We start from the raw sequence: 23,201 nt of genomic DNA, 5'->3' as shown, positions 1-23,201 counted from the left end.
GCTACGGTGGCGAATGTAACTGTGATCAACATTGGTGAGGTGTGGTGAGGTCATCTGCTCCGGCGTCGTGCGTCGACGCGCACTCGTGGTTCGACGTGCGAGAGGTCGGTCAGGACATCCACATGATCAACGAGCCGGGCCACGCGGCCTGCTATCTGGTCATCGGAACCCGCGCGGCGCTGCTGTTCGACTCGGGACTGGGGATCGCGCCCGTCTCCGTGATCGTGCGGGAGCTGACGAATCTGCCCGTGCTGGTGGTGTCCTCGCATCACCACATCGATCATCGGGGCGGCAACGCCGATCTGGCGGCGCATCTGGAGGTGCTGGATTTCTGCGCCCATCCCGCCGCGGCCGATCACGGATCCGGGTGTGCGCACGACGCGGCGGATCAAGAATTCCTGCGTGCCTATGCGAGGGCGATGACACACGTGGTCGCCGAATTCGGCCGTTTCGCCGAGTTGGACGCCCGGTATTTCTACAGCCTCGCTCGTGTCGGTCATCCGCGCCCGCTGCCGGATCTGACGGGGTGGACGGTCGGGGCTACGCCGGTCACCCGGACCCTGGCCGACGGCGAGACCATCGATCTGGGCGGGCGGAGCGTCGAGGTGCTGCACACTCCCGGACACGCCCCGGATGCCCTGTGCCTGTTCGAAAGGCGTTCGGGTACATTGCTTTCCGGCGATACCGTGCTGTCCGCGGCGCATTGGCTGCACGGTCCGGGCGCGGACCCGGTCGGTTTCGCCGCCTCGACCCGGCGGTTGGCGGGCCTGCCGATCACTCGAATCCTGGCCGCGCACAACATCGTCTGCGAGCTTCCCGGCCGTGCCGCCGGTGAGGTCGCCCGGGCCGCGGCGGCTCTGCTCGACGGAACGACAACTGTCACAGCCGGATACGACATGCTCGGCCATCCGGTGACCCGCCACGACTGTGGACCGGTCACCCTGCTCACCCCGCCGAGCATCTGAATCATGCTTGTGCGCAGTCGAATCCGGTGCGCAGCCGGTTGGAAATGAATGCGATGACCGGAGCGCCACCCATCGGCAGCTGAGCGGACGTTCTTCTCGGATGCGAGATCATCATCCGCGCACTGCTGTTCGAACCCGGGCGGCCTACCGATCGAATGCGACCTCCGGCGTCCGGGCGATGAGCAGACGCCGTACGTTGCCGTCGGCATCGAGTTGGGCCGAGGCGTTGAACGATGCCTCGAACGTCCCCGCCCGGGTGGTGCGGCCTAGTACCAATTCGTGCTCGCCGACCGTGGCGCCGACGTCGATGTGATGTACGAGAGTGCTCTTCTCCCGCTGCTCGAGGTATGCGACCAGGCCGTCGCGGTCGCCGATGAACTCCGCGCTCTGCCCGGCTCCTCGCGAGAACTGCACCGACATCACGAAATCGGGGGAGATCATGTTCAGCACTCGGTCGGGGTCGTCGGAATCCATGTATGCGAACCAGCGTTCGAGCGTCGGCGTCGCAGCTGTGGTCGTCATGCTCGTCGTTCTCCTTCGAGAGTGAATCCGCCCGGCAGCAAAGAGAATTCGGCGCTGAACGAGACCTGGTACCGATCGATGCAGCCGTCGGCGTCGAAATGCATTGCGGCAACGAAGTATCCGGTGGTCGCGGTGCCGTTCTCGATGACCGCGCCGTACGCGAACTGCGCGTCGCCGTCGGCGGCCACCCGCAGCACCCGGTGTTTGCGGTCGACGTCGGGGCGTGCGCTCAGGTACTCCAGCATGGCCGCGCGACTGCTGCCCGTTCGCACGCCCGACGGCAGCATCATGACGAACTCGACGTCATCGGCGAGCAGGTCCACGGCATCGCCGAGCCTGCCGGAGTCGACCACGGCGTAGTAGTCCTCGATCGGATAACTCATGAAATGAACTTAGTTCAGCTCAAGCCTTCTTGTCGAGCCACGTTCTCGCTACCCTCGGATCATCGAACTGAACTCAACTTGACTGGAGAATCATGTCCGCACCATCGATCACCGCAGGTGAAGTCCTCTGGCCGCGTTCCGAACCGGCCGGGTTCATACCGGGTCCGGAGCAGTCGGCCCTCCGCGAGTCCCTGCGGGCGCTGCTAGGTAAACACGGCGACATCGCCCAGGTTCGCGAGGCCTCGTCCACGGAACGCGGGTTCTCGATGTCACTGTGGCGAGCCCTCGTCGACGACATGTCGGTCACCACACTCGCCGCCTCCGAGGATCGGGGCGGGCTGGGATACGGCGTGGCCGAACTGGCGACAATTCTCGAGGAGTGCGGGCGCGCGCTGGTCTGCGAGCCGGTCTACAGCTCCGCCGTGCTCGGCGTACAAGCTCTGCTCCTGGCCCGGCCCGCCGAGGACGACCTTCTATTGGCGGGCGTCCTGGCCGGGGACCTGCTGGCCACCGTCAGCGCCCTCGACGCGACAACCGACGACCTGCGCGCGGCCCGGACATCGGCCGGATGGGTCGTCGACGGCACGGTCACCCACCTGGTCTGTGGCGGAACCGCCGACGTGATCGTCGCATCCGCGCACTGCCCGGACGGACGCCGCCTGTTCGCCCTGCGTCCGGGCGTGGACGACGTACGAACCGAGCGAACGGTCCTGGATCCCACCCGCCGACAGGCGGACGTGACGCTGCGGGGCTGTCCGGGCGTCGCCCTCACCGAACCGGAGGAGACCGGCAGCGCGGTCACACGCCTGCGCGATCTCGCCACGCTCGCCCTCGCCAGCGAGAACACCGGCATCGTCGAGATGCTGCTCGAGATGACCGTTGCCTACACGTCGGCTCGCCGCCAGTTCGGCCGGGCGATCGGCTCGTTCCAGGCCGTCAAGCATCGGCTTGCCGATCTACTGGTCCTGCTCGAGCGTGCGCGGTCGGCTTCCCGGTATGCGGCCGCGGCCTTCGCCGAGGACCCGGATGCGGCGCGGCTGGCGGTTGCGGTGGCCGGCGCGGTCTGCACCGACGCGGCCGTCCAAGCGGCGGCCGAGGCCGTCCAGTTGCACGGCGGGATCGGTTTCACTTGGGAGCATCCTGCCCACTCCTATTTCCGTCGCGTGATGGGAAATGAAGCGGCACAAGGCGGTTCCCGCACCCATCGCAGCGCGATAGCCACCCTCGTCGGATTGTGAGCGGTGGCGCCGCGCACCGGATCCCGGTCGGCGGCGCGTATTGACGGCAACGATTCCAGGCGGTAAAACTGAAGTGAATCCAGTTCAGGAAACTCCCTATCGAAAGAGGTCACATGATCGACACCGACCACATCGTGCTCGAGAAGGACGGCGACATCGCGCGGGTGTGGCTCAACCGCCCGCACAAGAAGAACGCCGTCACCACCGAACTGCTGCACCGGCTCGACGAGATCATCGTCGAGGTCGACAACGACCCCGAGCTGAAGCTGCTCGTCCTGCGCGGGCGCGGTAACACCTTCTGCTCGGGTTTCGACCTGGACGAGCTGCGCGAGAACTATGTCGGCAAGACCACCGCGATGGACGTGGCCGTGCTCTCGGCGAAGGTCTGCGACCGCCTCTACTCGATGAACACCCCGTCGCTCGCGGTGCTGGAGGGCTATGTCACCGCGGGTGGTTTCGAGCTCATGATCTCCTGCGATTTCGCCGTCGCGGCCGACGATGCCAAGATCGGCGACTTCCACATCCGCCGGGCACTGTTCGGTGGCGCGGGACCGATCTACCGGCTGCCACGCATGATCGGCATCCGCAAGACCAAGGAGCTGATGCTGACCGGGAAGCTGTTGAGCGGCACGCAGGCCGCCGCGTTCGACCTGATCAACGCTTCGGCGCCGGCCGCCGAACTCGACCAGCTGGTGGCCGATTTCGCCGCACCCATCGTCGACAAGAGCCCGTTCGCGATGAAGCTCACCAAGATGACCATCGACCGCGGCCTGGACGCCGACATCCAGTCGCTGATGGTGATGGAGCACCTGGCCGTCGGCAACGCGCTGCAGTCCGAGGACGCCGCCGAGGGTGTGAACGCCTTCCTGGAGAAGCGCGAGCCGAAGTGGGTCGGTCGCTGAACCACGGAAGGAAATGACATGGGCGTTCCGGAGCTCCTCGCGCTCGAGGGCAGCAGGTGCACGACGTGCGGCACTGTCGCATTCCCGGCCGGCACGATGTGCGGGCGGTGCGCCACCGCGACCGCGACCGCGATTCCCCTGAGTGACCACGGCGTGGTCTGGGCGTACACCGTGCAACGGTTCGCGCCCAAGTCGCCGCCGTATGTCGTTCCGGACGAAGGCTTTTCGCCGTTCGCGGTCGGATATGTCGAACTTCCGGAAGGCATCAGGATCGAGGCGGTCCTGGACTGCTGCGACTTCGGCGAACTGGATGGGGCACAGGTGCGGCTGGTCGCCGTCGCGCCGGTGCCCCGGTTCGCGACTCTCACGTTCATTCAGGAAGGTAAGGCGCAGTGACGCAGTCGGTTTCGATCATCGGCACCGGGCTGTCCCGGTTCGGCAGGCAGCCGGACGTCACCGGCCGGCAGCTCGCGGTCGTGGCGATCAACGCCGCGCTCGACGACGCCGGATTGCGGTGGCCGGACATCCAGCTGGCCTGCGGCGGCAGCGACAGCTCGGGCCTGGCCGATACCCTCGTCGCCGAATTGGGTTACACCGGAATACCGTTCACCAACGTCAAGAACGGCTGCGCGACCGGTGGCAGCGCACTGCTCGGCGCGGTCAATGCCGTGCGCTCCGGTGTCGCCGAGATCGCGCTGGCCGTCGGTTTCGACAAGCATCCGCGCGGTGCGTTCGATCCGATGCCGGAGGAATGGGGGTTGCCGCACGAGTACGGCGAGGCCGGGCTCATGGTCACCACGCAGTTCTTCGGCGCGAAGATCAACCGGTACATGCGACTGCACGGCATCTCCGCCATGACACTGGCCAGGGTCGCCGAGAAGGCTTACCGCAACGGCGGTCTCAACCCCAATGCCTGGCGGACCGAACCGATGTCCGCGGCGGAGATCGCCGCGGCCCCCATGGTGAACGACCCGTTGACCAGGTTCATGTTCTGCTCGCCCGGCACAGGTGGCGCCGCAGCGATCGTGGCGAGCGAGTCGGTGACCCGTCGCCTCGGCGCACGGGGCGTCCGCTTGCGCGCGATCAGTCACCGCACCCGCCGCTTCGGCTCTTTCGAGGTCTTCAGTCCGGCGGTCCAGGGCAGCGGCGAGCCGACCAGCGTGAGCTCCGACGCGGCGGCCGCGGCGTTCGAGGAGGCGGGCATCGGTCCCGCCGAGGTCGACGTCGCGCAGTTGCAGGACACCGAGAGCGGTGCGGAGATCATGCACATGGCCGAATGCGGCTTCTGCGAACACGGCGAGCAGGAGGCGATGCTTGCCGCGGGCGACACCGAGATCGGTGGGCGTCTGCCGGTCAATACCGACGGCGGGTGCATCGCCAACGGTGAGCCGATCGGCGCGTCCGGGCTGCGTCAGGTCCACGAGATCGTCACCCAGTTGCGCGGTGCGGCGGGCGCCCGTCAGGTTCCGGGGGCCCCGAGGGTGGGGTTCACCCACGTCTACGGGGCGCCCGGGATCAGCGCCTGCACCGTGCTCTCGGTGTGAGCCGAGCACATCGATCGAGAGAAAACAGTGTCCGAACCAATAATTCCCGAGTTGGCCCAGTTCATCGAACAGGCCACGTCCTGGCTCGCCGGCGTGGCCGCACCCCGCACCGAGAGTCCGTGGGGGAGCGGGTCCGATTCGGTCGCGGTCTTCGAAAACTGGACCGAAGCCCAGGAGCGTGCCGAGACCGATCGCGTGCGCGCCTACGAGCGGGCCAAATTCGACGCGGGCTGGGGTGCGCTGAACTGGCCGCGCGACTATGGCGGCCGCGAGCTCCCGCTGTCGTACGTGCTCGCGTTCCGGCGTGCCGAGGAAGCTTTCGATCTGCCGAAGCGCACCGAAATGTTCTCGGTGACACAGCAATTGGTGGCACCGACGATCGACCAGTGGGGCACCGAGGAGCAGCGGGAGCGATACGTCCGCGCCATGCTGCGCACCGATGTCATCGCCTGCCAGCTCTTCTCCGAGACCGAGGCGGGGTCGGATCTGGCCGCGGTGCGCACCAGGGCGGTCCGATCCGGCGACGACGGCTGGATTCTCAACGGGCACAAGGTGTGGACCTCCGGCGCCCGGGTCGCCGACATCGGCGTCGCGGTGTGCCGGACCGATCCGGCCGTCGCGAAACACGCGGGCCTGACGATGTTTCTGGTTCCGATGGACGCCCCCGGAGTCACCGTGCGCCCGATCCGGCAGATGACCGGGGGAAGTTCCTTCAACGAGGTCTATCTCGACAACGTTCGCCTCGACGACGGCTGTCGGCTCGGGCCGGTCGGCAAGGGCTGGCAGGTGGCCCTGACAGTGCTGGCGGCCGAACGTCTGGACGGCGCCAACCTGGGCCTGGCCAATGCCGATCGCGCGATCGCGCTGGCCGCGAACCTGGATCGTGAACTGACCGAACTCGAACGCGACCGAGTGGCCGATCTGGTGACCCGCGGTTATGTACAGCGTGTCGCCGCCATGCGGGTCGCCGCGGCCGTGGTGGCCGGCCGCGACCCCGGACCCGAGGCATCGATCGGGAAGCTGCTGGCCACCGACACGATGGCCCGGACCTCGGAGGTCGTGCGGCTGCTGCTCGGCCGTGACCTGGCCGCCGATTCCGGCGCGTGGGGCACCTTCGCATGGACCGAGCATCTGCTCGGCGCGCCCGGATACCGGATCGCGGGCGGCACCGACGAGATCCAGCACAACATCATCGCCGAGCGAGTGCTCGGCCTGCCCAAGGAGCCGCGCCCATGAGCCCGACACTGGAACAGCGGGTCGCGGCGCGACTGCGCGACGATCTCGGCGTGGCACTGGCCTCCTTCGAACGGCTGCCCGGTGGTCACTCCGGACTGACCTTCCGGGTGGAAACCAGCGGCGAATCGTATGTCGTCAAGGCGGTGCCGGAGGGCAGCAAGCCGATCGGCCGGCACGACATGCTGCGCCAAGCCCGCATCATGCAGATATTGGCGCGCACTCCCGTGCCGGTACCGCGCATCGCGGTGGTGGACAGCGACGAACCCGCTTGGTTCGCAATGGAACTCGTCGCCGGTGAGTCGCTGGAGCCGGTACTCGACGATCCCGCGGTCGAGGCGGGCCTGGCCGCGGCCCGGATGCGCCGCGCCGCACAGCTGCTGCCCGCGCTGCACGCGGTGGATTCGGCCGACATTTCCGCGCCCGCGCTGACACCGGACCAAGAACTCGCCCGCTGGGCGCGCACTCTCGGCGCCGTGCCACCAGAGCTGGTCCCCGGCGCTGGCCGGCTGCTCGCACTGCTCGAACGCCGAATCCCCGAGCCGATGACGCCGGTGCTCGTGCACGGCGACTATCGCCTGGGCAACATCATCTCCGCGGGCCCGGAACCGGTCGCTCTGATCGACTGGGAGATCTGGAGCATGGGGGATCCGCGTGTGGAACTCGGCTGGTTCCACGTCTTCGCGGACGGCGGCAATTTCCCCGGTGTCGGCCGGGAGGTGCCGGGTCTGCCCAGCCCGGCGGAACTGGTGGACCTCTACTGCGCGGGCGGGCCCGCGCTCGCCGAGCAGACCTGGTTCGACGCGCTGGGCCGGCTCAAGATGGCCGCGATCATGGGCCACAACCTCCGCAGGCATCGCGAAGGACGGCACCACGATCCGGACCAGGAAAAACTGCCCGCAACCATCAGTCACCTCATCGAGACCGGAACCGCGCTACTCGCTGGTTGACCCCTCGCTTTCCCGCTCAGGAGCCGCACTGTGGACTTTTCCTACTCCGCCCGCACCCAGGATCTGCTCGTCGAACTCGAAGACTTCATGAACAGCCGGGTGTATCCGGCCGAGCCGGTATACGACGCGCAGATCGCCGCCAATGCCGACCCGCACGAGCAGCCGCAGATCATGCGCGATCTGCAGGCCGAGGCCAGGCGGCGGGGTCTGTGGAACCTGTTCATGACCCACGACGGCCTGGGTGCGGGCCTCACCAACCTCGAGTACGCGCCGCTGGCCGAAGTGGTCGGCCGGTCGGTGATCGGCAACGAGGCGATCAACTGTTCGGCTCCGGACACCGGCAACATGGAGATCCTGGCCATGTACGGCACCGAGCAGCAGAAGCAGCAGTGGCTGAAACCATTGCTGGACTGCGGGATTCGCTCCGCCTTCGCGATGACCGAGCCCGCGGTGGCCAGCTCGGACGCCACCAACATCACCTCGACGATTCGCCGCGACGGTGACGAGTACGTCCTGAACGGGCGCAAGTGGTACACCTCCGGCGTTCTCGATCCGGACTGCAAGCTGATCATCTTCATGGGCAAGTCCGATCCGGCGGCGAAGACCTACCGCCAGCAGAGCATGATCCTGGTCCCCTCCGACGCCCCGGGCGTCGAGGTGCTGCGCGATCTGCCGATGTTCGGCTTCCACGATCGTCTCGGCCACGGCGAGGTCCAGTTCACCGATGTCCGGGTGCCCGCGGAGAACATGCTCGGCGCGGAGGGCGACGGTTTCGCCATCGCCCAGGGGCGGCTCGGGCCGGGCCGCATGCATTACGCGATGCGTGCCATCGGCATGGCCGAACGGGCCGTGGAGCTGATGTGCCGCCGGGCGCTGGAACGCACCGCGTTCGGTGGCCCGCTCGCCGATCGGGGCGTGGTCCGCGAGTGGATCGCGCGCAGCCGCATCGAGATCGATCAGATCCGGCTGCTGGTGCTGCAGTCGTCCTGGCTGATGGACACCCGGGGCAATGCCGCGGTGCGCTCGCAGGTCGCGGCGATCAAGGTCGCGGCGATGGAGGTGGCACACGCCGTCGTCGATCGCGCCGTGCAGACCTTCGGCGCCGCCGGGGTGAGCAACGACACCGTCCTTGCCCGGATGCACGCCATCACCCGGGCACTGCAGATCGCCGACGGACCCAACGAAGTGCATCTGCGCACGATCGCTCGTCTCGAAGTGGAGAAATACCGATGAACACATCCGACCTGACCGGCAAGGTCGCCCTGGTCACCGGCGCCAGCCGAGGGCTCGGCCTGGCCATTGCCCGAGGCCTGCGCGATGCGGGCGCCACGGTGATCGTGTCGAGCCGGAAACTGGCTGCCTGCCAGGAGGCGGTGGCACAGCTGGGCGATTCCCCGGTCGGCAGTGCCCACGCGCTGGAACTGCACGTCGGTCGGTGGGATGCCATCGAGCCTGCCGTCGAGCGGATCATCGCGGAGTTCGGGCGGCTGGACATCGTCGTGAACAACGCGGGCATCGCACCGGTGGCCGAGGATCTCGCGTCCGTGACGGAATCGTTGTGGGACAAGACAATCGAGGTCGATCTGAAGGGACCGTTCCGGCTGATGGCCGTGGCCGGGGCCCGGATGGCCGCCGCGGGCGGGGGATCGATCATCAACATCTCCAGCATCGGCGCGCTGCGGCCGAGTCCGCCGGAAACGATGTACGCGGCCGCCAAGAGCGGGCTCAACGCGCTGACCCTGGCCTTCGCCCAGGCGTACGCGCCGACGGTCCGGGTGAACTGCGTCCTGCCGGGCGGGTTCGCGACGGATATGGCCGAGTACTGGGACGACGAATTCGTCGCGAAGATCGTCGATCGGCTGCCGGCGGGTCGTCTGGGCAGGCCGGAGGAAATCGCCGGGCTCGTCACCCATTTGGCCGGTGACGCGGCGAGCTATACCACCGGCGCGATCATTCCGGTCGACGGCGGCCGGACCGCGGTGTACTGAGGCGGATGCTGTGATGACCGAAGACCGAACCACCGCCGATGCCGACACCCTCACCCGCCTGTTCGGCTTGCACGGCCGGACCGCCGTCGTCACCGGCGCCTCGTCGGGCCTGGGGCTCGGCTTCGCGAAGGTGCTCGCCGATGCCGGGGCCACGGTGTTCGCCGCGGCCCGCCGGACCGAGCGCCTGGCCGCCCTCGCCGAGGGCGATCCGCGCATCGTGCCGGTCCGCTGCGATGTGACCCTCGACGAGGACCGCAGAGCGCTGGTGGATCGCTGCTACCAACAGACCGGCCGCCTGGACGTGCTGGTCAACAATGCGGGCAGGCCCGGGCCCCCGGAGGCGGAGCAGGAATCGGCCGAGGGTTTCGCGGCCCTGCTCGAGGTGAACCTGCTGGCCGGATTCCATCTCGCTCTCGCCGCGGCGACCGCGCTGCCGGAGGGACGAGGCGCATCGATCGTCAACATCTCCTCGATCATCGGACTGGCCTCGACCGCGCCGATCGGCGGGGCGAGCTACGCCGCGTCCAAGGCGGGAGTTCTGGGCCTGACCCGCGAACTCGCCGGTCAGTGGGGCCATCGGGGGATCCGCGTCAACGCCGTCGTGCCCGGATGGTTCGATACCGAGATGACCGACGGGCTGTTCAGCAACGACAAGTCCGCCGGTTGGGTGCGACGCAACACCATGCTCGGGCGGGGCGGGGCGCCCGGGGAGGTCGACGGCGCGGTGCTCTTCCTCGCCTCGGCCGCGTCGTCGTACATGACCGGCCAGACTGTGGTGGTCGACGGCGGATGGACGGCACGCTGATGTTGGCCGTACAACTGACCGAATGGGGCCGGCCGCCGGAACTGCGGGACGTACCGATTCCACAGCCCGTCGGCGAGGAACTTCTGCTGCAGGTCACCGCCGCCGGACTGTGCCGATCCGATCTGCATGTGATGGACGCGGCGGCGGCGAGTTTCGACTGCCCGCTGCCGCTGACCCTCGGGCACGAGGTCGCCGGAACCGTACTCGCGGCCGGACCGGACGCCGCCCCCGGATGGATCGGCGAAACCGTTGTGGTGCACGGCGTCTGGAGTTGCGGACACTGCCGAAACTGCGCGCGGGGCCGGGAGAACTACTGCCTGCGGCTGCGGCCGCGCACCGCGGGCGCGCCGGCGCCGATCGGCAACGGCCTCGGATATCACGGCGGCCTGGCCCAGGCGATGCTGGTCCCCTCGGCCCGGCAGCTCGTGCGCACCGACGGTCTGGACCCGACCGTGTCCGCGCCGCTGACGGACGCGGGGCTCACCGCCTACCACGCGGTGCGCGAACACGCCGACCTGATCGATGCGCAGGCGACCTGCGTGGTGATCGGCGTCGGTGGCCTGGGCCACCTCGGTGTGCAGATTCTCCGCGATATGGGCGCCGGTCGAATTCTCGCCGTCGACAACCGTGCGGACGCGCGTGAGATGGCCGTGCGGCTGGGCGCCGCGGCGGCTTTCCCCGACGTGGACTCCCTGCGAACGGCCGTGACCGACGGCGTCGATGTGATCATCGATTTCGCCGGCGCACCGGATACCACGCAGCCTGCGACCCGGCTCCTCGCGCCGGGCGGCCGCCTGACGGTGGTGGGCAGCGCGGGCGCCCGGATCGAGGTCGGCAAGGACGTGGGCCTGGCCGCGGGCTGGCGGGTCACCGCCCCGTTCTGGGGTCCGCGCGCGGACCTGGTCGCGGTGATCGACATGGCGCGGCGCGGGGCCCTGCACGTGGAGGCCACCCCCTACCCCCTGGCCGACGGGGTGGAGATCTACCGGCGCCTGCGCGCGGGCGACATCACCGGACGCGCCGTGCTGATTCCGCCGCCGCTGGCGCGCTGAACGGCACGTGCGCAGGCAGCGAAGAATTGACAGTCCACACGAGGGAAACAGACGATGAAGCTACTCGCGAAAGAACTGCTCGAGCGGGCACAACACAGCCCGGATCGGATCGCGGTCGTCGACGAACTCGGCGAACATACCCTCGGTGAGATCGTCGCGGCGGCCTCGGCGTTCGCCGCCCGCATCGAGGCGATCGATCCGGGCGCCCCGACGGTACTCGTCCAGGCGGACAACACCTGGCACACCGTGGCCGCCGCGCTCGCGGTCGGGATGCGGGGCGGGGTCGTCGCGGTTCTGAGCCCGCACGCCGCCGACTCGGAGTTCCGGCTCGCCGTGGCGGACATCGCTCCGGATCTGGTGTTCGGAGAACCCGAGCCGCTGGATCGGTGGGAGGCGTCCGCCGATTTCTCGATCCGGGAGACCGCCTTCGGCGGCCGGGTGGTGTGCGCGCGGCCGGGGCCGTTCGGTCCGGTGGAACGCTGGCGCGGCGGGACGGCCATCGCGATGACGTCGGGATCCACCGGCCGGCCGAAATGTGTCGTGCAGTCCGAGGAGGCGATTCGCTACGCCTGCGCGCGCACGATCGAGGTGGTGGGCCTGCGGCCCGGCGACGCCGTCGGCGCGTTCGTTCCGCTGTCGTCGGTGGCCGCCTTCTGCTTCGGCATGTATCTCCCCGCTTATCTGGGCGGGAGCATGGTGACGATCGAGAAGTGGTCTCCGGCCGCCGCGTTGACCGCGATGGCGACCCATCGCGTCGCCTGGACGATGTTGGTCCCGACGATGGCTCTGCAGCTGTCGCTGGTCGACAATTCCCCGGGGGCCGCGCTGGCGCTGCGGGCGATGACCGTCGGCGGCGGCCCGATGAACGAGGGCGCCATGGCCGCGGCGGAGAATCGCCTCGGCACCACCTTTCTGCGGGTGTTCGGCATGTCGGAATGCCTCGGCCACACCACACCGCGGCCGGACGACCCGCCCGCGATCCGCCTCGGCCGCGATGGGCGCCCGTTCGAGGGCACCGTGGTCCGGGCCGTCGACGGTGCGGGGAACATCCTCGGCTCGGGTGAGGTCGGTGACGCCCAGGTGAAGGGGCCGTCGCTGTTCGTCGGCTACGCCAGGGACGGTGTCCCGGTACCGCCGGAACTCACCCCCGACGGATTTCTGCCCACCGGCGATCTGGTCGAGGTGGCCGAGGACGGTTCGATCCGCGTGCTGGGCCGGCAGAAGCAGATCGTCATCCGCGGTGGCCGCAACATCGATATCAACGAGATGGAGGCGGCGATCGCGAGCCTGCCCGGGGTCGTCCAGGTGTGCGTCGTCGCGGTGCCGGACGATCTGCTCGGTGAGCGGGCGGCCGCGCTGGTCGTCACCGACGGTTCCCCGTTGCGGCTGGACGGCGTCACCACGCAGCTCGCGGCCGCGGACGTGCCCAAGTTCAAGTGGCCGGAGTATCTGTTCACCGTGCCGGATCTGCCGCAGAACCGGGTCGGCAAACTGGACCGGTCGGAGGCGGTTCGCCTGGCGACTCGCCTGACCGCGCCGGTTGAACCGAGTTCAGCTTAGCCGAGGTAGAGTCGATCTGCCCACGCGTACAAGACAATCGAGGATATTTCACCGATGGCCGTTGATTCCGGAACCCGCCGCGAGAGCGCTCGTTCGAAGCGCAGCCATATCCTCAGCACGGCCATCGAGAAATTCGGGCAGGTCGGCTACGAGCAGACCAAATGGGCGTCGGTCGCCGACGAGGTCGGCATCGGCCAGACCGCGCTGTATCACTACTTCGAGTCCAAGGCGCACTGCCTGCTGACGATCATGCGCCTCGAACTGGCCGATTCCGCCGAACGCTTCGTCACCGCCACCGAGAATCAGGACGACCCCGAGCAGGCCTTGCGCGCAGCGGTCGCCGCAGCCCTGGCGGGTACTCCGACCGACGCCCTGCAACGGCGGATCCTGCAGAGCCACATGGATCTGCTCGTCGCGCCGCGCCAGTCCGAGAAGGAGGAGGCCGAACGGCTGCGCTCCCGGGAACTGGTGCAGGAGATCGAGCAGAACTGGGCCGGTCTGGTGTCGCGCGGCATGGACGCCGGTGTGTTCGTCGACGGTGACCCGCGCATGCTCGGGCAGTTGATCCTCGGCATGATCGTCAGCATCTGGCGCTGGTACCGGCCCAAGGGTGATCTCAGCCTGGCCGACATCACGGAGACGATCAGCACCGCGGTCGTCCGGATGCTCGTCAAGTAGATCCGGCGCACGTCCGGAGCGATCCGGCATGCCCGCGGAAACCGAACAGAATTCAATTAGGAGAATCGTGTACAACCTCATCCTTCTGGCATCCCGCCCCAGCGACTGGTCGCACGAGCAGTTCATCGAGTGGTGGCGCGGTGAACACGCCGAGGTCACCTACCCCCTGCCCGGACTGCTGCGCTGGCAGCACACCGAACTGCTCGAGTCGATCGACGAGAAGTCGGCGGGCTGGGACGGTCTGTCGATCCTGAGCTTCGAATCGCGCGAGGCGCTCGACGCCGCGCTGGCGAGTCCGGAGTGGGAAGCCGCGGTGCGGCACGTCGGCGCCATGCGAGGGCGGCGGATGATGTGGTTCGGCGACGAGCGGACGATGGTGCCGCTCACCGAGAACCGCGCGTGAGTACGCACTGGGCCGAACCCGGGTGTTACCCGGTAGCCGAAGGCATCCATCGCATTCCGCTGCAAATGCCACAGGACGGACTGCGCGCGATCAATGTGTACGTCCTGGAGACCGACAGCGGCCTGGCATTGATCGACGGGGGCTGGCACCGGCCGGACACCTACCGCGAACTCGCCGCCGGGCTCGCTCGAATCGGCCGTTCTCCCAATGAGATTCACGATGTGTTCGTCACGCACGTGCATCGCGACCATTACACCTTCGCCGTCGAGCTGCGCCGCAGGCACGGCTGTCGAGTCCATCTGGGCGCCGAGGAAGCCCCCGGCCTCGAGGCCATCCACCGGCTCGGTACGAACGAGCCCGAGAATGCCCTGCACGAGTTGCGGCGCGCGGGCGCAAGCGATCTCGCCGCCCGCGCCCGGGCCGGCAGCCTGGCCGAGTCCTTCGATCCGCAGGACTGGGAGCTGCCCGACCATTGGTTGCGGCCGGGTGCCGTCGAGCTCGCCGGATACCGGCTGCACGCCCAGGCGACTCCCGGACATACCAAGGGCCACATGGTCTTTCGGGACATCGATCGAAGATTGACGTTCACCGGCGACCACGTGCTGCCGACGATCACCCCCTCGATCGGGTTCGAACTCGGCCCGTGGGAGCTGCCACTGGACAACTTCCTGCGCTCGCTGACGCTGCTGAGCGATGACGACGCACACATGATGCTGCCCGCCCACGGACTGCCCGGCGGGAGCGTCGGCCGGCGAGCGCGCGCCCTGCTCGCGCACCACGACCATCGGTTCGCCCAGATCGTCACCGTCGTCCGCGAACTGGCGCCCTGCACGGGATCGGCCGTGGCCCGGGCGCTGACTTGGACGCGGCACGAGCGCCGGTTCGACACCCTGGGCACCTTCGACCGGATGTTCGCCACCTGCGAGACGCTCGCGCATCTCGATGTGCTGGTCGCTCGAAATGTGTTGACCGCGAAGGACAACGACGGTGTGGACGTCTTCGGCATTGCCCGCTGAAGACGTCCACATCGTCGTTCCCCGCCCCGCTCAGGCGCAGGTCCACCCGCCGTCGACGTAGAGTTCGGTGCCGGTGATGAAGGTCGAATCGTCGCCGGCCAGGAATGCGACCGCCGCGGCGACCTCGTCGGCACGGCCGAGCCGGCCCATCGGGGTGTGCTCGAGCATCGCCCGGTGCCGGTCGCTTCCCTCGTATCGGTCCAGCAGCTGGCGCGTCTCGATGAATGCCGGATGGATCGAATTGACCCGCACGCCCTTGGTTGCCCAGTGCAGGGCCGCGTTCTTGGTCATCGTCCGGACCGCGCCCTTGGCCGCCGCATACGCCAGGCTGTTGCCCAGTCCGCCGACGGTGCCCAGGATCGAGCACAGGTTGACGATCGAGCCCCCGCCGGTGCGCTCGATGAGCGCACCGGCGTGCTTCATGCCTAGCCAGGTACCGGTCTGGCTGACCGCGATCACCTTGTTGTACCGCTCCAGGTCCTCGTCCACCACCGTCGCCAGGCTGCCGATGGCGCCGTTGGCGACGAGCGCGTCCAGGCGCGAGAAGCGCTCGGCGACCGTCTCGATCACGTTCCGCCACTGCCGCTCATCGCTGATGTCCAGCTCGAGGACATGGTGTCGTTCGGGATTCGGGATGTCCGCGGCCACCCGCGTACACGCCTCGGCATCGAGATCCGTCAGGACGAGCACGGCGCCCTCGTCGGCCAGCCGCCGTGCGATCTCCACGCCGATGCCACCGCAGGATCCGGTCAGCAGGACCACCTTGTCGCTCAATCTCGCACTACCGGTTGTCATTTCGATCTCTCCACCTCGGCCATCGCCGTTCTGTCCCGTTCACAGATTGCTCAACACGTTCCGGCCGCCCACGAGCATCGCCGCCGCCACGCCCACGGTCGTGACCGCGGTCATGAGCAGCGCCATCGCGGCGACGAGTGGATAGGATCCGTTCTCCCACAGATCGAACAGCAGGGTGCCCATCACCTGGGTGGTCGATGCGCGTACCAGCAGTGAGGCGGCGAATTCGTGCGTGAGCAGGATGAACATCAGCGCGACGGCACTGAGTACGGTCGGGCGCATCAGGGGCAGCATCACCCGGAAGTTCGTGACCATCGGTGAGGCTCCGCTGGTCGCCGACGCCTCGCTGTAGGTGGTGCCCAAGGCGAGCAGCGTGGTCATCTGCATCCGGATCGCGTACGGCAGCATCAGGACGATGTAGACCAGCACGATGACGGCGCGGGTCCCGTACAGGATCAGCGGCGGCTCGGTATAGGTCAGCAGGAATCCCACCCCGAAGATCACCGCGGGAATACCCATCGGCAGGACGGTGATGAGGTCGGCGATCAGCGCCAGGATCCGGAATCGCCTGCCGCGCACCAGCAATGTGGCCACCGCATAGCCGATGGGAATGCATATCACCACCGCGATCAGCGAGGTCACGACGCTGGTGACCACCGAACTCACGATCGCCTGGTTCGAGGCGAGACTCCGGAAGTTCGCGAGGGTCAGGATGTGCGGGGACAGCGAGCCGGACCAGTACGGCGTCAACGAGACGATGACCAGCCCGAGCAGCGGGATGACCAAGGCCAGCAGGGCGTAGATCATCAGGGTGAGCGTGGCCCAGGCCGAGCGCCCCGGCGGCGCCGAGAATGCCTTGCCGCCGTGGGTGACGAATCGAGTCTGGTTGCCCACCAACCCCTTCTGGATCAGTACCACCGCGAGCCCGAACAGCACCAGGGGTGAACCCGCGGCCGCCGCGGCGGCGAAATCGGACGGTGACTCCGATACCCGGTTGTACATTTCGGTGGTCAGCACCTTCACGCCCTTGTTCTGCCCGAGCAGCAGCGGCCCGGTGAACTGGCCCAGGCCCAATAGCAGTGCGATGCCGCCCCCGTAGACCAGCGACGGGCGCAGCAGGGGGAGTACGACCCGGAAGAACACCCCGACCGTCGAGGACCCGTTGATCTGGGCCGCCTCGAGATGTTCGGAATTGATGCTCTGCATACCGGCGCTGACGAACAGATAGACGAACGACGTCAGGCCGAAACCGGTGAGGATGACGATCCAGGGCACCGTGTACACGTCGATCGGTCCGGTGTCCGAGCCGCTCCACCAGGGCAGTTTGCGCAGCAGGACATTGAGATAACCCGGTCCCGGCGACAGCAGGAACGTCCAGCCGACGATATTGGCGACCGCGGGCATCACGATCGGCAGGATCGGGACGATGCGCAGGAACGACAGGCGAGCCGGCAGCCGGCTCGCGGCGAAGGCGAGCAGGGTGCCGAGCACCATCGCGATCACCAGCGATCCGACGGCCAGCACGATCGTGGTCCGGATCGTCTCGCCGATGTCGTATCGGCCGTATTGATTCCGGTAGCCGTGCGCTCCGTCCTGGAATGCCAGCGCCTGCAACCGGATCATCGGCACGACGACGAGATAGGCCAGAACCGCGAGTAGGGCCAGGTATCCGATCCGGGTCCGCCAGTGCGCCGGAATCACGATCGGCCTGGCGGCGGTGATGCTCAGCGAGGCCATCAGGGGTGTCCTCCCACACTCACGGGCGCCACCACCGGCACCACAGGGACGGAATCGCCCGAGGTGGGGAAGATCCGCAGGCTCGCGGGGGAGAAACTGACCACCACCGGTGCGCCGGGGCGACTGTTGCGCAACGCCGGACCGTGTGCGGTGGCGTCCGCCCGCAGCAGGAGCTGTTCGGTGCCGGTCGCCACCGTCACATCGAAGTAGCGGCCGCCGTATTCGTAGGTGACCAGTTCCGCACGCAGGACGACGTTGCCCAGCGGCGCCTCCTCGGCCGATGCATGCAGCATCACGTCCTCGGGACGCAGCCGCGCGACCGCCGCCGAGCCCCGGTCGGCCGAGTCCCGGACCAGCGCATGGGTCAGGTCGATGGCGTCTCCCGCCGATGTGCGCCAGCCGTCGTGATCGCGGCGCAGTTCCAGCCGGTTGGCCATGCCGATGAAGGCCGCGACGTACTCCGACACCGGATTCTCGAAGACTCGCTCGGGCGCGTCGTACTGTTCGATCCTGCCGGACTTCATGATCGCGAGCCGGTCGCCGAGCGCGAACGCCTCGGCCTGGTCGTGGGTCACGAACACCGCGGTGAAGCCCAGCCGCTGGTGCAGCTGATGGATCTGGGTGCGCACCTGGTCGCGGAGTCTGGCATCGAGGTTGCTCAAAGGCTCGTCGAACAGCACCAGATCCGGCTGCGCGACCAGTCCGCGCGCCACGGCCACACGCTGCTGCTGTCCGCCACTGAGCTGGGAGGGATAGCGATCGAGCAGGGCGCCGCAGTCCACCATCTCCGCGGCGGCCTCGACCGCACCGTCGGCGAGGGCCTGCTTGCGCCCCCGCACCTTCAGCGGATACCGGATGTTGTTGCGGACCGTCATGTGCGGCCACAGCGCGTACGACTGGAAAACCATCCCGATGTTGCGCTTGTGCGGGGGCACATTCGTCCGGGTCCGGCCGTCGAACACGACGTGGTCCTTGAACGTGATCGATCCGCCCTGCGGCGTTTCCAACCCTGCCAGGCAGCGCAGCGTCGTGGTCTTTCCGCACCCGCTCGGACCGAGCAGGACCAGGAACTCGCCCTCCTCGACCTCGAGGTCGAGTTGATCGACGACAACGTTGGATCCGTAGGTCTTGGTGAGCCCGGCGACGGTGAATCGCGACATCAGCTCATGCCTCCTGTGACTGTCGCTTGGGGGTGTAGACGCCCGCGGCGGTGCCGCCGTCGATGAGCAGATCCACACCGGTGATGTAGGCACTGTCGCCGCCGGCCAGGAACGCGATCACCTTGGCCACCTCCTCGGCCGAACCCCGTCGCCGCATCGGGATGCTGCGCACGTAGGCCAGGACGTCATCGGATTCGAAGCCCGGACCAGCGGTGATGTCGGTTTCGATGCTGCCGGGGCATACCGAGTTGACCCGGATGCCGCGGCCGGCCAGTTCCAGGGCCGCGACCTTGGTCAGCGCGCGAACCCCGAATTTGGCGGCGCCGTAGGCGCCCAATTCGGCCGTGGCCAGCACGCCGCGCAGCGACGAGATCGTGATGATCGCTCCGCCCTCGCGCATGGCCGACGCGGCGGTCCGCAAGGCCAGGAAGGTGCCGACCAGATGCTGATCGATTATCGTGCGGAACTGCTCGAGCGTGGTGTGCTCGAGCGGGGCCTTCAGTGCCGAACCGGCGCAGTTGACCAGCACCTGGAGCGGATGGTCCGCCCACTCCATCTCGGAAACCACTGCCTGCCAATCGGATTCGGCTGTGACGTCGAGCCTGCGGTAATGCGCGCCCGGCCCGAGTTGCCGGGCTCGTTCCTTGCCCGCGTCGTCGTCGACGTCGGTGAGGTAGACCGTGGCGCCACGGCAGGCGAACAATTCCGCTGTCGCGCCGCCGATCCCGCCGGATGCCCCGGTCACCAGGACATTGACGCCGCGTAGCGGCTCGGCTTTCTCGTCCATCTGCTGTCCTTCGTCAATGGGGATGGTTGGGTTCGTGCCGGTGATCAGCTCTGGAAGCGCTTGGACCACGTCTGGGAGTACTGGGAAACCTTGTCCGAGGTCAGGTTCGCCGTATTCGGTGTGGGAAGGTCCTGGGCTCGGGCGACCGCACCCGGGATGTCCGGCAGGACCGCGGCGTAGCCGGGATTGAGCGCGACCTGCCCCTCGCGGGTGACCATGAAATCGGCCAGTACCTGCGCGGCGTTCGGATGCGGCGCCACCTTCGTGACGTGGCTGTACCAGGGGGTTCCGAAAGGAGACTGCGGCAGAACCCAATTCACCGGCGCGCCCGCGGCCACCTCGGTGGTCAGCGGTTGCACCGAGGGCGTGACGGCGATTTCACCGGACGTGAGCGCCTGCGCGATCCCGAGCGCGCTCGGATACACCCGTGGCTTCAGCTCGGCGAGCCGCTGCCAGTAGTCCGCGCCGTAGGTTTTCTCGTAGTACTGGTACATATCGACGTACGCGGCGATACCGGTGGGGTTGGTGATGCCGATCTTGCCCCGGTACTTCGGATCGAGGATCTCGCGTGGGTTGTGCAGCCCGCCCGGGACGGCCGCGGTATTCCAGCCGAGTGCGAAGACCGCGGCGCTGGTGAGCGCGAAGCGGTTGTGCAACAGGCTGACTTCCGGCCGGTATTCGGGGGCACGCAGATCGGGGCCCACGAGGTCGGACGAGTAGGTGCCGGACTGTGCGGCGTTCTGCACCCAGGCCGTGTCGGTCAGCATATGCACGTCTGCTATGCCTTTGCCGGTCTTGTTCTCGGTCTCCACCCGCGGATTGATATCCGCATCGGTGCCGCGCACGTACTCCATGTGGATCCGCGGATACTTCGCCTCGAACGCCCGCTTCAGGGCATCCAGATTGGCCGGTTTCTGACTGGAATAGAGCACCACCGCGCCCTCGCGTTCCGCGGCAGCGACTACCTCCGACCAGCTCCCCGATACCGGCTTCGTCGTCCCGGAAGCGCCGCCGCAGGCGGTCAGGCCCGTGACGGCGGCGAAGATCGCGCCGATGGCGACGGCCTTCGAGAAGGTCTTGATGATGCGATGCGTTTGCTGATAGATCACCGAATCCGCCTAACTGAACTGATGTCAGTTTGAGAAAGTAGGCCAGGAAGCCTTGTGGTGTCAATCACTCTGTGGCAATAATATGAATTGAATCCAGTTCAAGGAGGAACGCATGGCCACCCTGTCGGCTCCGCTACAGATCGGCGCACTACGCCTGGTCAACCGCTTGGTGGCCACCGCGCACGGATCCGGAGCCGTCGCGGGTGGTCTGGCGCAGCCGGGAGACGACGAGTACTGGCGGCGGTGCGCGGGCGGCGGCGCGGCGATGGTGATCGCGGGCGGAACGGTGGTGAGCCCGGAATCGACCAACCGGATCGGCAACACCACCGAGGCGTGGCGACCCGAAGCCGTCCCCGGGCTGAGCAAACGGGCGGCAGCGATCGCCCAGGAGGGCGCGATACCGGTCTGTCAGCTGGTGCATCTCGGGCGCGAGACGCTTGGCGCGGAGATCTGGGGGCATCCGATCGCGCCGTCGGGCATCCGGTCCCCGCGGGAACCGGTGCGCGCACGCACGATGACCGAGGCCGATATCGACCGGGTCGTGGACGATTTCGTCGTGAGCGCGCGGCACGCCGCCGAGGCGGGCTTCGCGGCCGTGGAACTGCACGCCGCGCACGGCTATCTGCTCGCGCAGTTCCTCTCCGCGGCCGCCAACCGCCGCGCCGACGCGGGCACGATCTCCGGCCGGGTCCGCATACTGCACCGGCTGCACGCGGCGATCACCGATGCCTGCGCGGAACTCGTTCTCGGCGTGCGGGTTTCGATCGACGGCGCCGAGGAGGCGGGCCTGGACATCGACGGGCTGTGCGAACTGCTGCCGCTGCTGGAGATGTTCGACTACATCAATGTGACAGCGGGTGTTCGCACCACCTACGTCCGCGACATGGCCACCGACGTGCCGCCGCTGCTGACGCACGGGGCCCGCCTGCGTGCCGCGACGACACGACCTCTGCTGCTCTCGCAGGCGTTTCGCTCCCGCGACGACATCGAATCGGCATTGGACGCCGGCGCCGACCTCGTGGGCATGGCGCGCCCGTACATCGCCGATCCGCGGATCGCCGAGAAGCTGCTCCGCGGTGAGGATGCCGCGATCCGCCCGTGTGTCTCCTGCAACGAGGACTGCCGCACTTTCACCCCGGCACTACTGTGCTCGGTCAATCCCGAGCTGGGGCCCGGCGGCTCGGGCGACCGTCCGGCGACCCCGCTGCGGCTCGGCCGCCGCCCCGGGACCGGCGATCGCGTGGCGATCATCGGTGCCGGGCCCGCGGGACTGGAGGCCGCCCTACGGCTGGCGCCCACGCACGATGTCACGCTGTTCGAGGCCGGCGCCCACATCGGAGGCCAGCTACGGGCCGCCGCGCAGGCGCCCCATCGCCAAGGGTGGGCCCGGTTGCTGCGGTTCTACCAGGACAACATCGGCGCCGCGACGCTTCGGCTCGAGCACTCCGCGCGGCCGGCGGACCTGGACGGCTTCGGCGAGATCATCATCGCCACCGGCGCGACGGAGATATCGGCGGGGGGAGCGTTCTGCGCCACCGAGGTCATCCTGGATCGGGACAAGATCCGGCCGGGAAGCCGGGTGGTCGTGGCCGACGACGGCTTCGGGTACTGGTCGAGCGTCGGGGTGATCGAGTCGGCGCTGGCGAGCGGCGCCACCCAGGTCACGGTGCTCGTCCCCGGGCCCGCGTTCGCGCCATCGATTCCCGCGGAGGGCCGGGTCCAGCTGCGCAAGCGGCTGGTGGGCCGTCCGGTGACCTTCGTCGTGGAGGCCGCGCCGGTCGAGGTGACTCGCGCGCAGGATGCCGCTGCGGAGACGTTGGTGACTTACCGAAATATCTTGTCCGGCAGTACTTCTCAGCTGAGCTGCGACCAGTTCGTCACAGTCGGCGAGCGGGTCGCACGAGACTGGCAGCCGTTCGCGCGGGAGCTGCCGCACGCCCGGATTCAGGTGATCGGCGATGCGGCCGTGCCGCGTCGCGTCGCGCACGCCATCGCCGAGGGATACGCCGCCGCTCGCACGATCACGTCGAGTCGGCGCTCGATCACCGCGGCGTGATGCGAATGAACAAGATGTCAGCGGTCTGCGTTCCAGTGGACCGGTCCGTCCGGCGGTAAGAGCCCGTCGGAACCTCCGAACTCGTTCTGCCCGACTGGAAGTCCGCGCCAGTGGTCGAGCGGGCGAATCCCTATCTGCCCTGAACAGGTTCCCGGCCGGTGGTCGGCCGTGGACCCGGAACCGGCCTCACGCCGGAGTTACCCCTCCCCGGGCAGCGAAGGCCGGGGAGTCTCATGAGAGGAACAATGATGAGGAAAATCGCCGCTACCTGTGCCTTGGTAGCCGGAGCCACCGTGGGTATCGCGGGAACCGCACACG

The 23,201-nt window shown here is 68.1% G+C and carries 23 protein-coding genes; 16 read left to right on the top strand and 7 right to left on the bottom strand.

Annotation, left to right across the window (positions count from 1 at the left end; all coding sequences use genetic code 11):
• Positions 1-44 precede the first annotated feature (44 nt).
• The gene (locus tag NM2_RS43275) at positions 45-965 is read left to right on the top strand and encodes an MBL fold metallo-hydrolase (RefSeq protein WP_067682716.1); all 921 of its coding nucleotides are present in this window, start codon (positions 45-47) and stop codon (positions 963-965) included.
• Between the two features lie 144 nt (positions 966-1,109).
• Here NM2_RS43275 and NM2_RS43270 read toward each other — a convergent pair whose 3' ends face one another.
• Positions 1,110-1,487, bottom strand: coding sequence for a hypothetical protein (locus tag NM2_RS43270; protein WP_067682684.1), 378 nt, complete (start codon positions 1,485-1,487; stop codon positions 1,110-1,112).
• Positions 1,484-1,870 (bottom strand): nuclear transport factor 2 family protein, encoded by a 387-nt coding sequence (locus NM2_RS43265; RefSeq protein ID WP_067682682.1) that lies wholly within the window; start codon positions 1,868-1,870, stop codon positions 1,484-1,486. Before NM2_RS43265 ends, NM2_RS43270 begins: the two co-directional genes overlap by 4 nt.
• 92 nt (positions 1,871-1,962) lie before the next feature.
• On the opposite strand from NM2_RS43265, the gene NM2_RS43260 reads away from it, so the two are divergent.
• The 14 genes from NM2_RS43260 to NM2_RS43195 all read left to right on the top strand — a co-directional run bounded on the left by NM2_RS43260 (position 1,963) and on the right by NM2_RS43195 (position 15,239).
• Entirely contained in the window at positions 1,963-3,108 is a 1,146-nt protein-coding gene (locus NM2_RS43260; protein ID WP_084532182.1) for an acyl-CoA dehydrogenase family protein, read from the top strand.
• A 113-nt stretch (positions 3,109-3,221) separates the two neighbouring features.
• Positions 3,222-4,010 (top strand): enoyl-CoA hydratase/isomerase family protein, encoded by a 789-nt coding sequence (locus NM2_RS43255; protein ID WP_067682680.1) that lies wholly within the window; start codon positions 3,222-3,224, stop codon positions 4,008-4,010.
• A gap of 18 nt (positions 4,011-4,028) precedes the next feature.
• Positions 4,029-4,406, top strand: a complete 378-nt coding sequence (locus tag NM2_RS43250) for a Zn-ribbon domain-containing OB-fold protein (RefSeq protein ID WP_067682677.1) — start codon at positions 4,029-4,031, stop codon at positions 4,404-4,406.
• Entirely contained in the window at positions 4,403-5,554 is a 1,152-nt protein-coding gene (locus tag NM2_RS43245; RefSeq protein ID WP_067682674.1) for a thiolase family protein, read from the top strand. The genes NM2_RS43250 and NM2_RS43245 overlap by 4 nt, the downstream gene beginning before the upstream one ends.
• 42 nt (positions 5,555-5,596) lie before the next feature.
• Positions 5,597-6,790 (top strand): acyl-CoA dehydrogenase family protein, encoded by a 1,194-nt coding sequence (locus NM2_RS43240; protein ID WP_067682711.1) that lies wholly within the window; start codon positions 5,597-5,599, stop codon positions 6,788-6,790.
• Complete coding sequence (locus NM2_RS43235; protein WP_067682671.1) at positions 6,787-7,737, top strand: phosphotransferase family protein; 951 nt, start codon at positions 6,787-6,789, stop codon at positions 7,735-7,737. The genes NM2_RS43240 and NM2_RS43235 overlap by 4 nt, the downstream gene beginning before the upstream one ends.
• A 30-nt stretch (positions 7,738-7,767) precedes the next feature.
• Positions 7,768-8,970, top strand: coding sequence for an acyl-CoA dehydrogenase family protein (locus tag NM2_RS43230; protein ID WP_067682668.1), 1,203 nt, complete (start codon positions 7,768-7,770; stop codon positions 8,968-8,970).
• Positions 8,967-9,725, top strand: a complete 759-nt coding sequence (locus tag NM2_RS43225; RefSeq protein ID WP_067682665.1) for an SDR family NAD(P)-dependent oxidoreductase — start codon at positions 8,967-8,969, stop codon at positions 9,723-9,725. Before NM2_RS43230 ends, NM2_RS43225 begins: the two co-directional genes overlap by 4 nt.
• Before the next feature lie 13 nt (positions 9,726-9,738).
• Positions 9,739-10,530 (top strand): SDR family NAD(P)-dependent oxidoreductase, encoded by a 792-nt coding sequence (locus NM2_RS43220; RefSeq protein WP_067682662.1) that lies wholly within the window; start codon positions 9,739-9,741, stop codon positions 10,528-10,530.
• Positions 10,530-11,582 (top strand): NAD(P)-dependent alcohol dehydrogenase, encoded by a 1,053-nt coding sequence (locus NM2_RS43215; protein ID WP_084532186.1) that lies wholly within the window; start codon positions 10,530-10,532, stop codon positions 11,580-11,582. The genes NM2_RS43220 and NM2_RS43215 overlap by 1 nt, the downstream gene beginning before the upstream one ends.
• A 54-nt stretch (positions 11,583-11,636) precedes the next feature.
• Positions 11,637-13,142, top strand: a complete 1,506-nt coding sequence (locus tag NM2_RS43210; protein ID WP_067682656.1) for a class I adenylate-forming enzyme family protein — start codon at positions 11,637-11,639, stop codon at positions 13,140-13,142.
• 54 nt (positions 13,143-13,196) lie between these two features.
• Entirely contained in the window at positions 13,197-13,820 is a 624-nt protein-coding gene (locus tag NM2_RS43205) for a TetR/AcrR family transcriptional regulator (RefSeq protein WP_067682653.1), read from the top strand.
• Between the two features lie 67 nt (positions 13,821-13,887).
• Positions 13,888-14,223 (top strand): EthD domain-containing protein, encoded by a 336-nt coding sequence (locus NM2_RS43200; protein WP_067682650.1) that lies wholly within the window; start codon positions 13,888-13,890, stop codon positions 14,221-14,223.
• Entirely contained in the window at positions 14,220-15,239 is a 1,020-nt protein-coding gene (locus tag NM2_RS43195) for an MBL fold metallo-hydrolase (protein ID WP_245718522.1), read from the top strand. Before NM2_RS43200 ends, NM2_RS43195 begins: the two co-directional genes overlap by 4 nt.
• A gap of 30 nt (positions 15,240-15,269) precedes the next feature.
• Here the strand turns inward: NM2_RS43195 and NM2_RS43190 are convergent, their stop codons facing one another.
• Genes NM2_RS43190 through NM2_RS43170 form a run of 5 tightly spaced genes read right to left on the bottom strand, consistent with a single transcriptional unit; the run spans position 15,270 to position 20,827 of the window.
• A complete protein-coding gene (locus tag NM2_RS43190; RefSeq protein WP_067682647.1) occupies positions 15,270-16,034 on the bottom strand; it encodes an SDR family NAD(P)-dependent oxidoreductase in 765 nt (254 codons plus the stop codon).
• A gap of 39 nt (positions 16,035-16,073) precedes the next feature.
• Entirely contained in the window at positions 16,074-17,771 is a 1,698-nt protein-coding gene (locus NM2_RS43185; protein WP_067682644.1) for an ABC transporter permease, read from the bottom strand.
• Positions 17,771-18,934 (bottom strand): ABC transporter ATP-binding protein, encoded by a 1,164-nt coding sequence (locus NM2_RS43180; RefSeq protein WP_067682707.1) that lies wholly within the window; start codon positions 18,932-18,934, stop codon positions 17,771-17,773. Before NM2_RS43180 ends, NM2_RS43185 begins: the two co-directional genes overlap by 1 nt.
• 1 nt (position 18,935) lies before the next feature.
• A complete protein-coding gene (locus NM2_RS43175; RefSeq protein WP_067682641.1) occupies positions 18,936-19,718 on the bottom strand; it encodes an SDR family NAD(P)-dependent oxidoreductase in 783 nt (260 codons plus the stop codon).
• A 44-nt stretch (positions 19,719-19,762) separates the two neighbouring features.
• Positions 19,763-20,827 carry an ABC transporter substrate-binding protein gene (locus NM2_RS43170; protein ID WP_439956988.1) on the bottom strand — a complete coding sequence of 355 codons (1,065 nt, stop codon included), beginning with the start codon at positions 20,825-20,827 and terminating at the stop codon, positions 19,763-19,765.
• A 112-nt stretch (positions 20,828-20,939) separates the two neighbouring features.
• Here NM2_RS43170 and NM2_RS43165 point away from each other — a divergent pair, with 112 nt between their 5' ends.
• Positions 20,940-22,883: an oxidoreductase gene (locus NM2_RS43165; protein ID WP_067682638.1), complete on the top strand. Its 1,944-nt coding sequence runs from the start codon at positions 20,940-20,942 to the stop codon at positions 22,881-22,883.
• The last annotated feature ends 318 nt before the right edge of the window (positions 22,884-23,201 follow it).

This window comes from Nocardia miyunensis NBRC 108239, assembly GCF_001613065.1.
GTDB classification, from domain to species: domain Bacteria; phylum Actinomycetota; class Actinomycetes; order Mycobacteriales; family Mycobacteriaceae; genus Nocardia; species Nocardia miyunensis.
Note: the sequence above shows the minus strand (reverse complement) of the source record. Positions and strands in the feature narration are given on the sequence as shown.

Coding starts and splice junctions, on each gene's coding strand:
- NM2_RS43165 (WP_067682638.1), top strand. CDS start 20,940: ATGGCCACCCTGTCGGCTCCGCTACAGATCGGCGCACTACGCCTGGTC.
- NM2_RS43210 (WP_067682656.1), top strand. CDS start 11,637: ATGAAGCTACTCGCGAAAGAACTGCTCGAGCGGGCACAACACAGCCCG.
- NM2_RS43205 (WP_067682653.1), top strand. CDS start 13,197: ATGGCCGTTGATTCCGGAACCCGCCGCGAGAGCGCTCGTTCGAAGCGC.
- NM2_RS43235 (WP_067682671.1), top strand. CDS start 6,787: ATGAGCCCGACACTGGAACAGCGGGTCGCGGCGCGACTGCGCGACGAT.
- NM2_RS43260 (WP_084532182.1), top strand. CDS start 1,963: ATGTCCGCACCATCGATCACCGCAGGTGAAGTCCTCTGGCCGCGTTCC.
- NM2_RS43225 (WP_067682665.1), top strand. CDS start 8,967: ATGAACACATCCGACCTGACCGGCAAGGTCGCCCTGGTCACCGGCGCC.
- NM2_RS43185 (WP_067682644.1), bottom strand. CDS start 17,771: ATGGCCTCGCTGAGCATCACCGCCGCCAGGCCGATCGTGATTCCGGCG.
- NM2_RS43220 (WP_067682662.1), top strand. CDS start 9,739: ATGACCGAAGACCGAACCACCGCCGATGCCGACACCCTCACCCGCCTG.
- NM2_RS43255 (WP_067682680.1), top strand. CDS start 3,222: ATGATCGACACCGACCACATCGTGCTCGAGAAGGACGGCGACATCGCG.
- NM2_RS43175 (WP_067682641.1), bottom strand. CDS start 19,718: ATGGACGAGAAAGCCGAGCCGCTACGCGGCGTCAATGTCCTGGTGACC.
- NM2_RS43270 (WP_067682684.1), bottom strand. CDS start 1,487: ATGACGACCACAGCTGCGACGCCGACGCTCGAACGCTGGTTCGCATAC.
- NM2_RS43265 (WP_067682682.1), bottom strand. CDS start 1,870: ATGAGTTATCCGATCGAGGACTACTACGCCGTGGTCGACTCCGGCAGG.
- NM2_RS43215 (WP_084532186.1), top strand. CDS start 10,530: ATGTTGGCCGTACAACTGACCGAATGGGGCCGGCCGCCGGAACTGCGG.
- NM2_RS43250 (WP_067682677.1), top strand. CDS start 4,029: ATGGGCGTTCCGGAGCTCCTCGCGCTCGAGGGCAGCAGGTGCACGACG.
- NM2_RS43190 (WP_067682647.1), bottom strand. CDS start 16,034: ATGACAACCGGTAGTGCGAGATTGAGCGACAAGGTGGTCCTGCTGACC.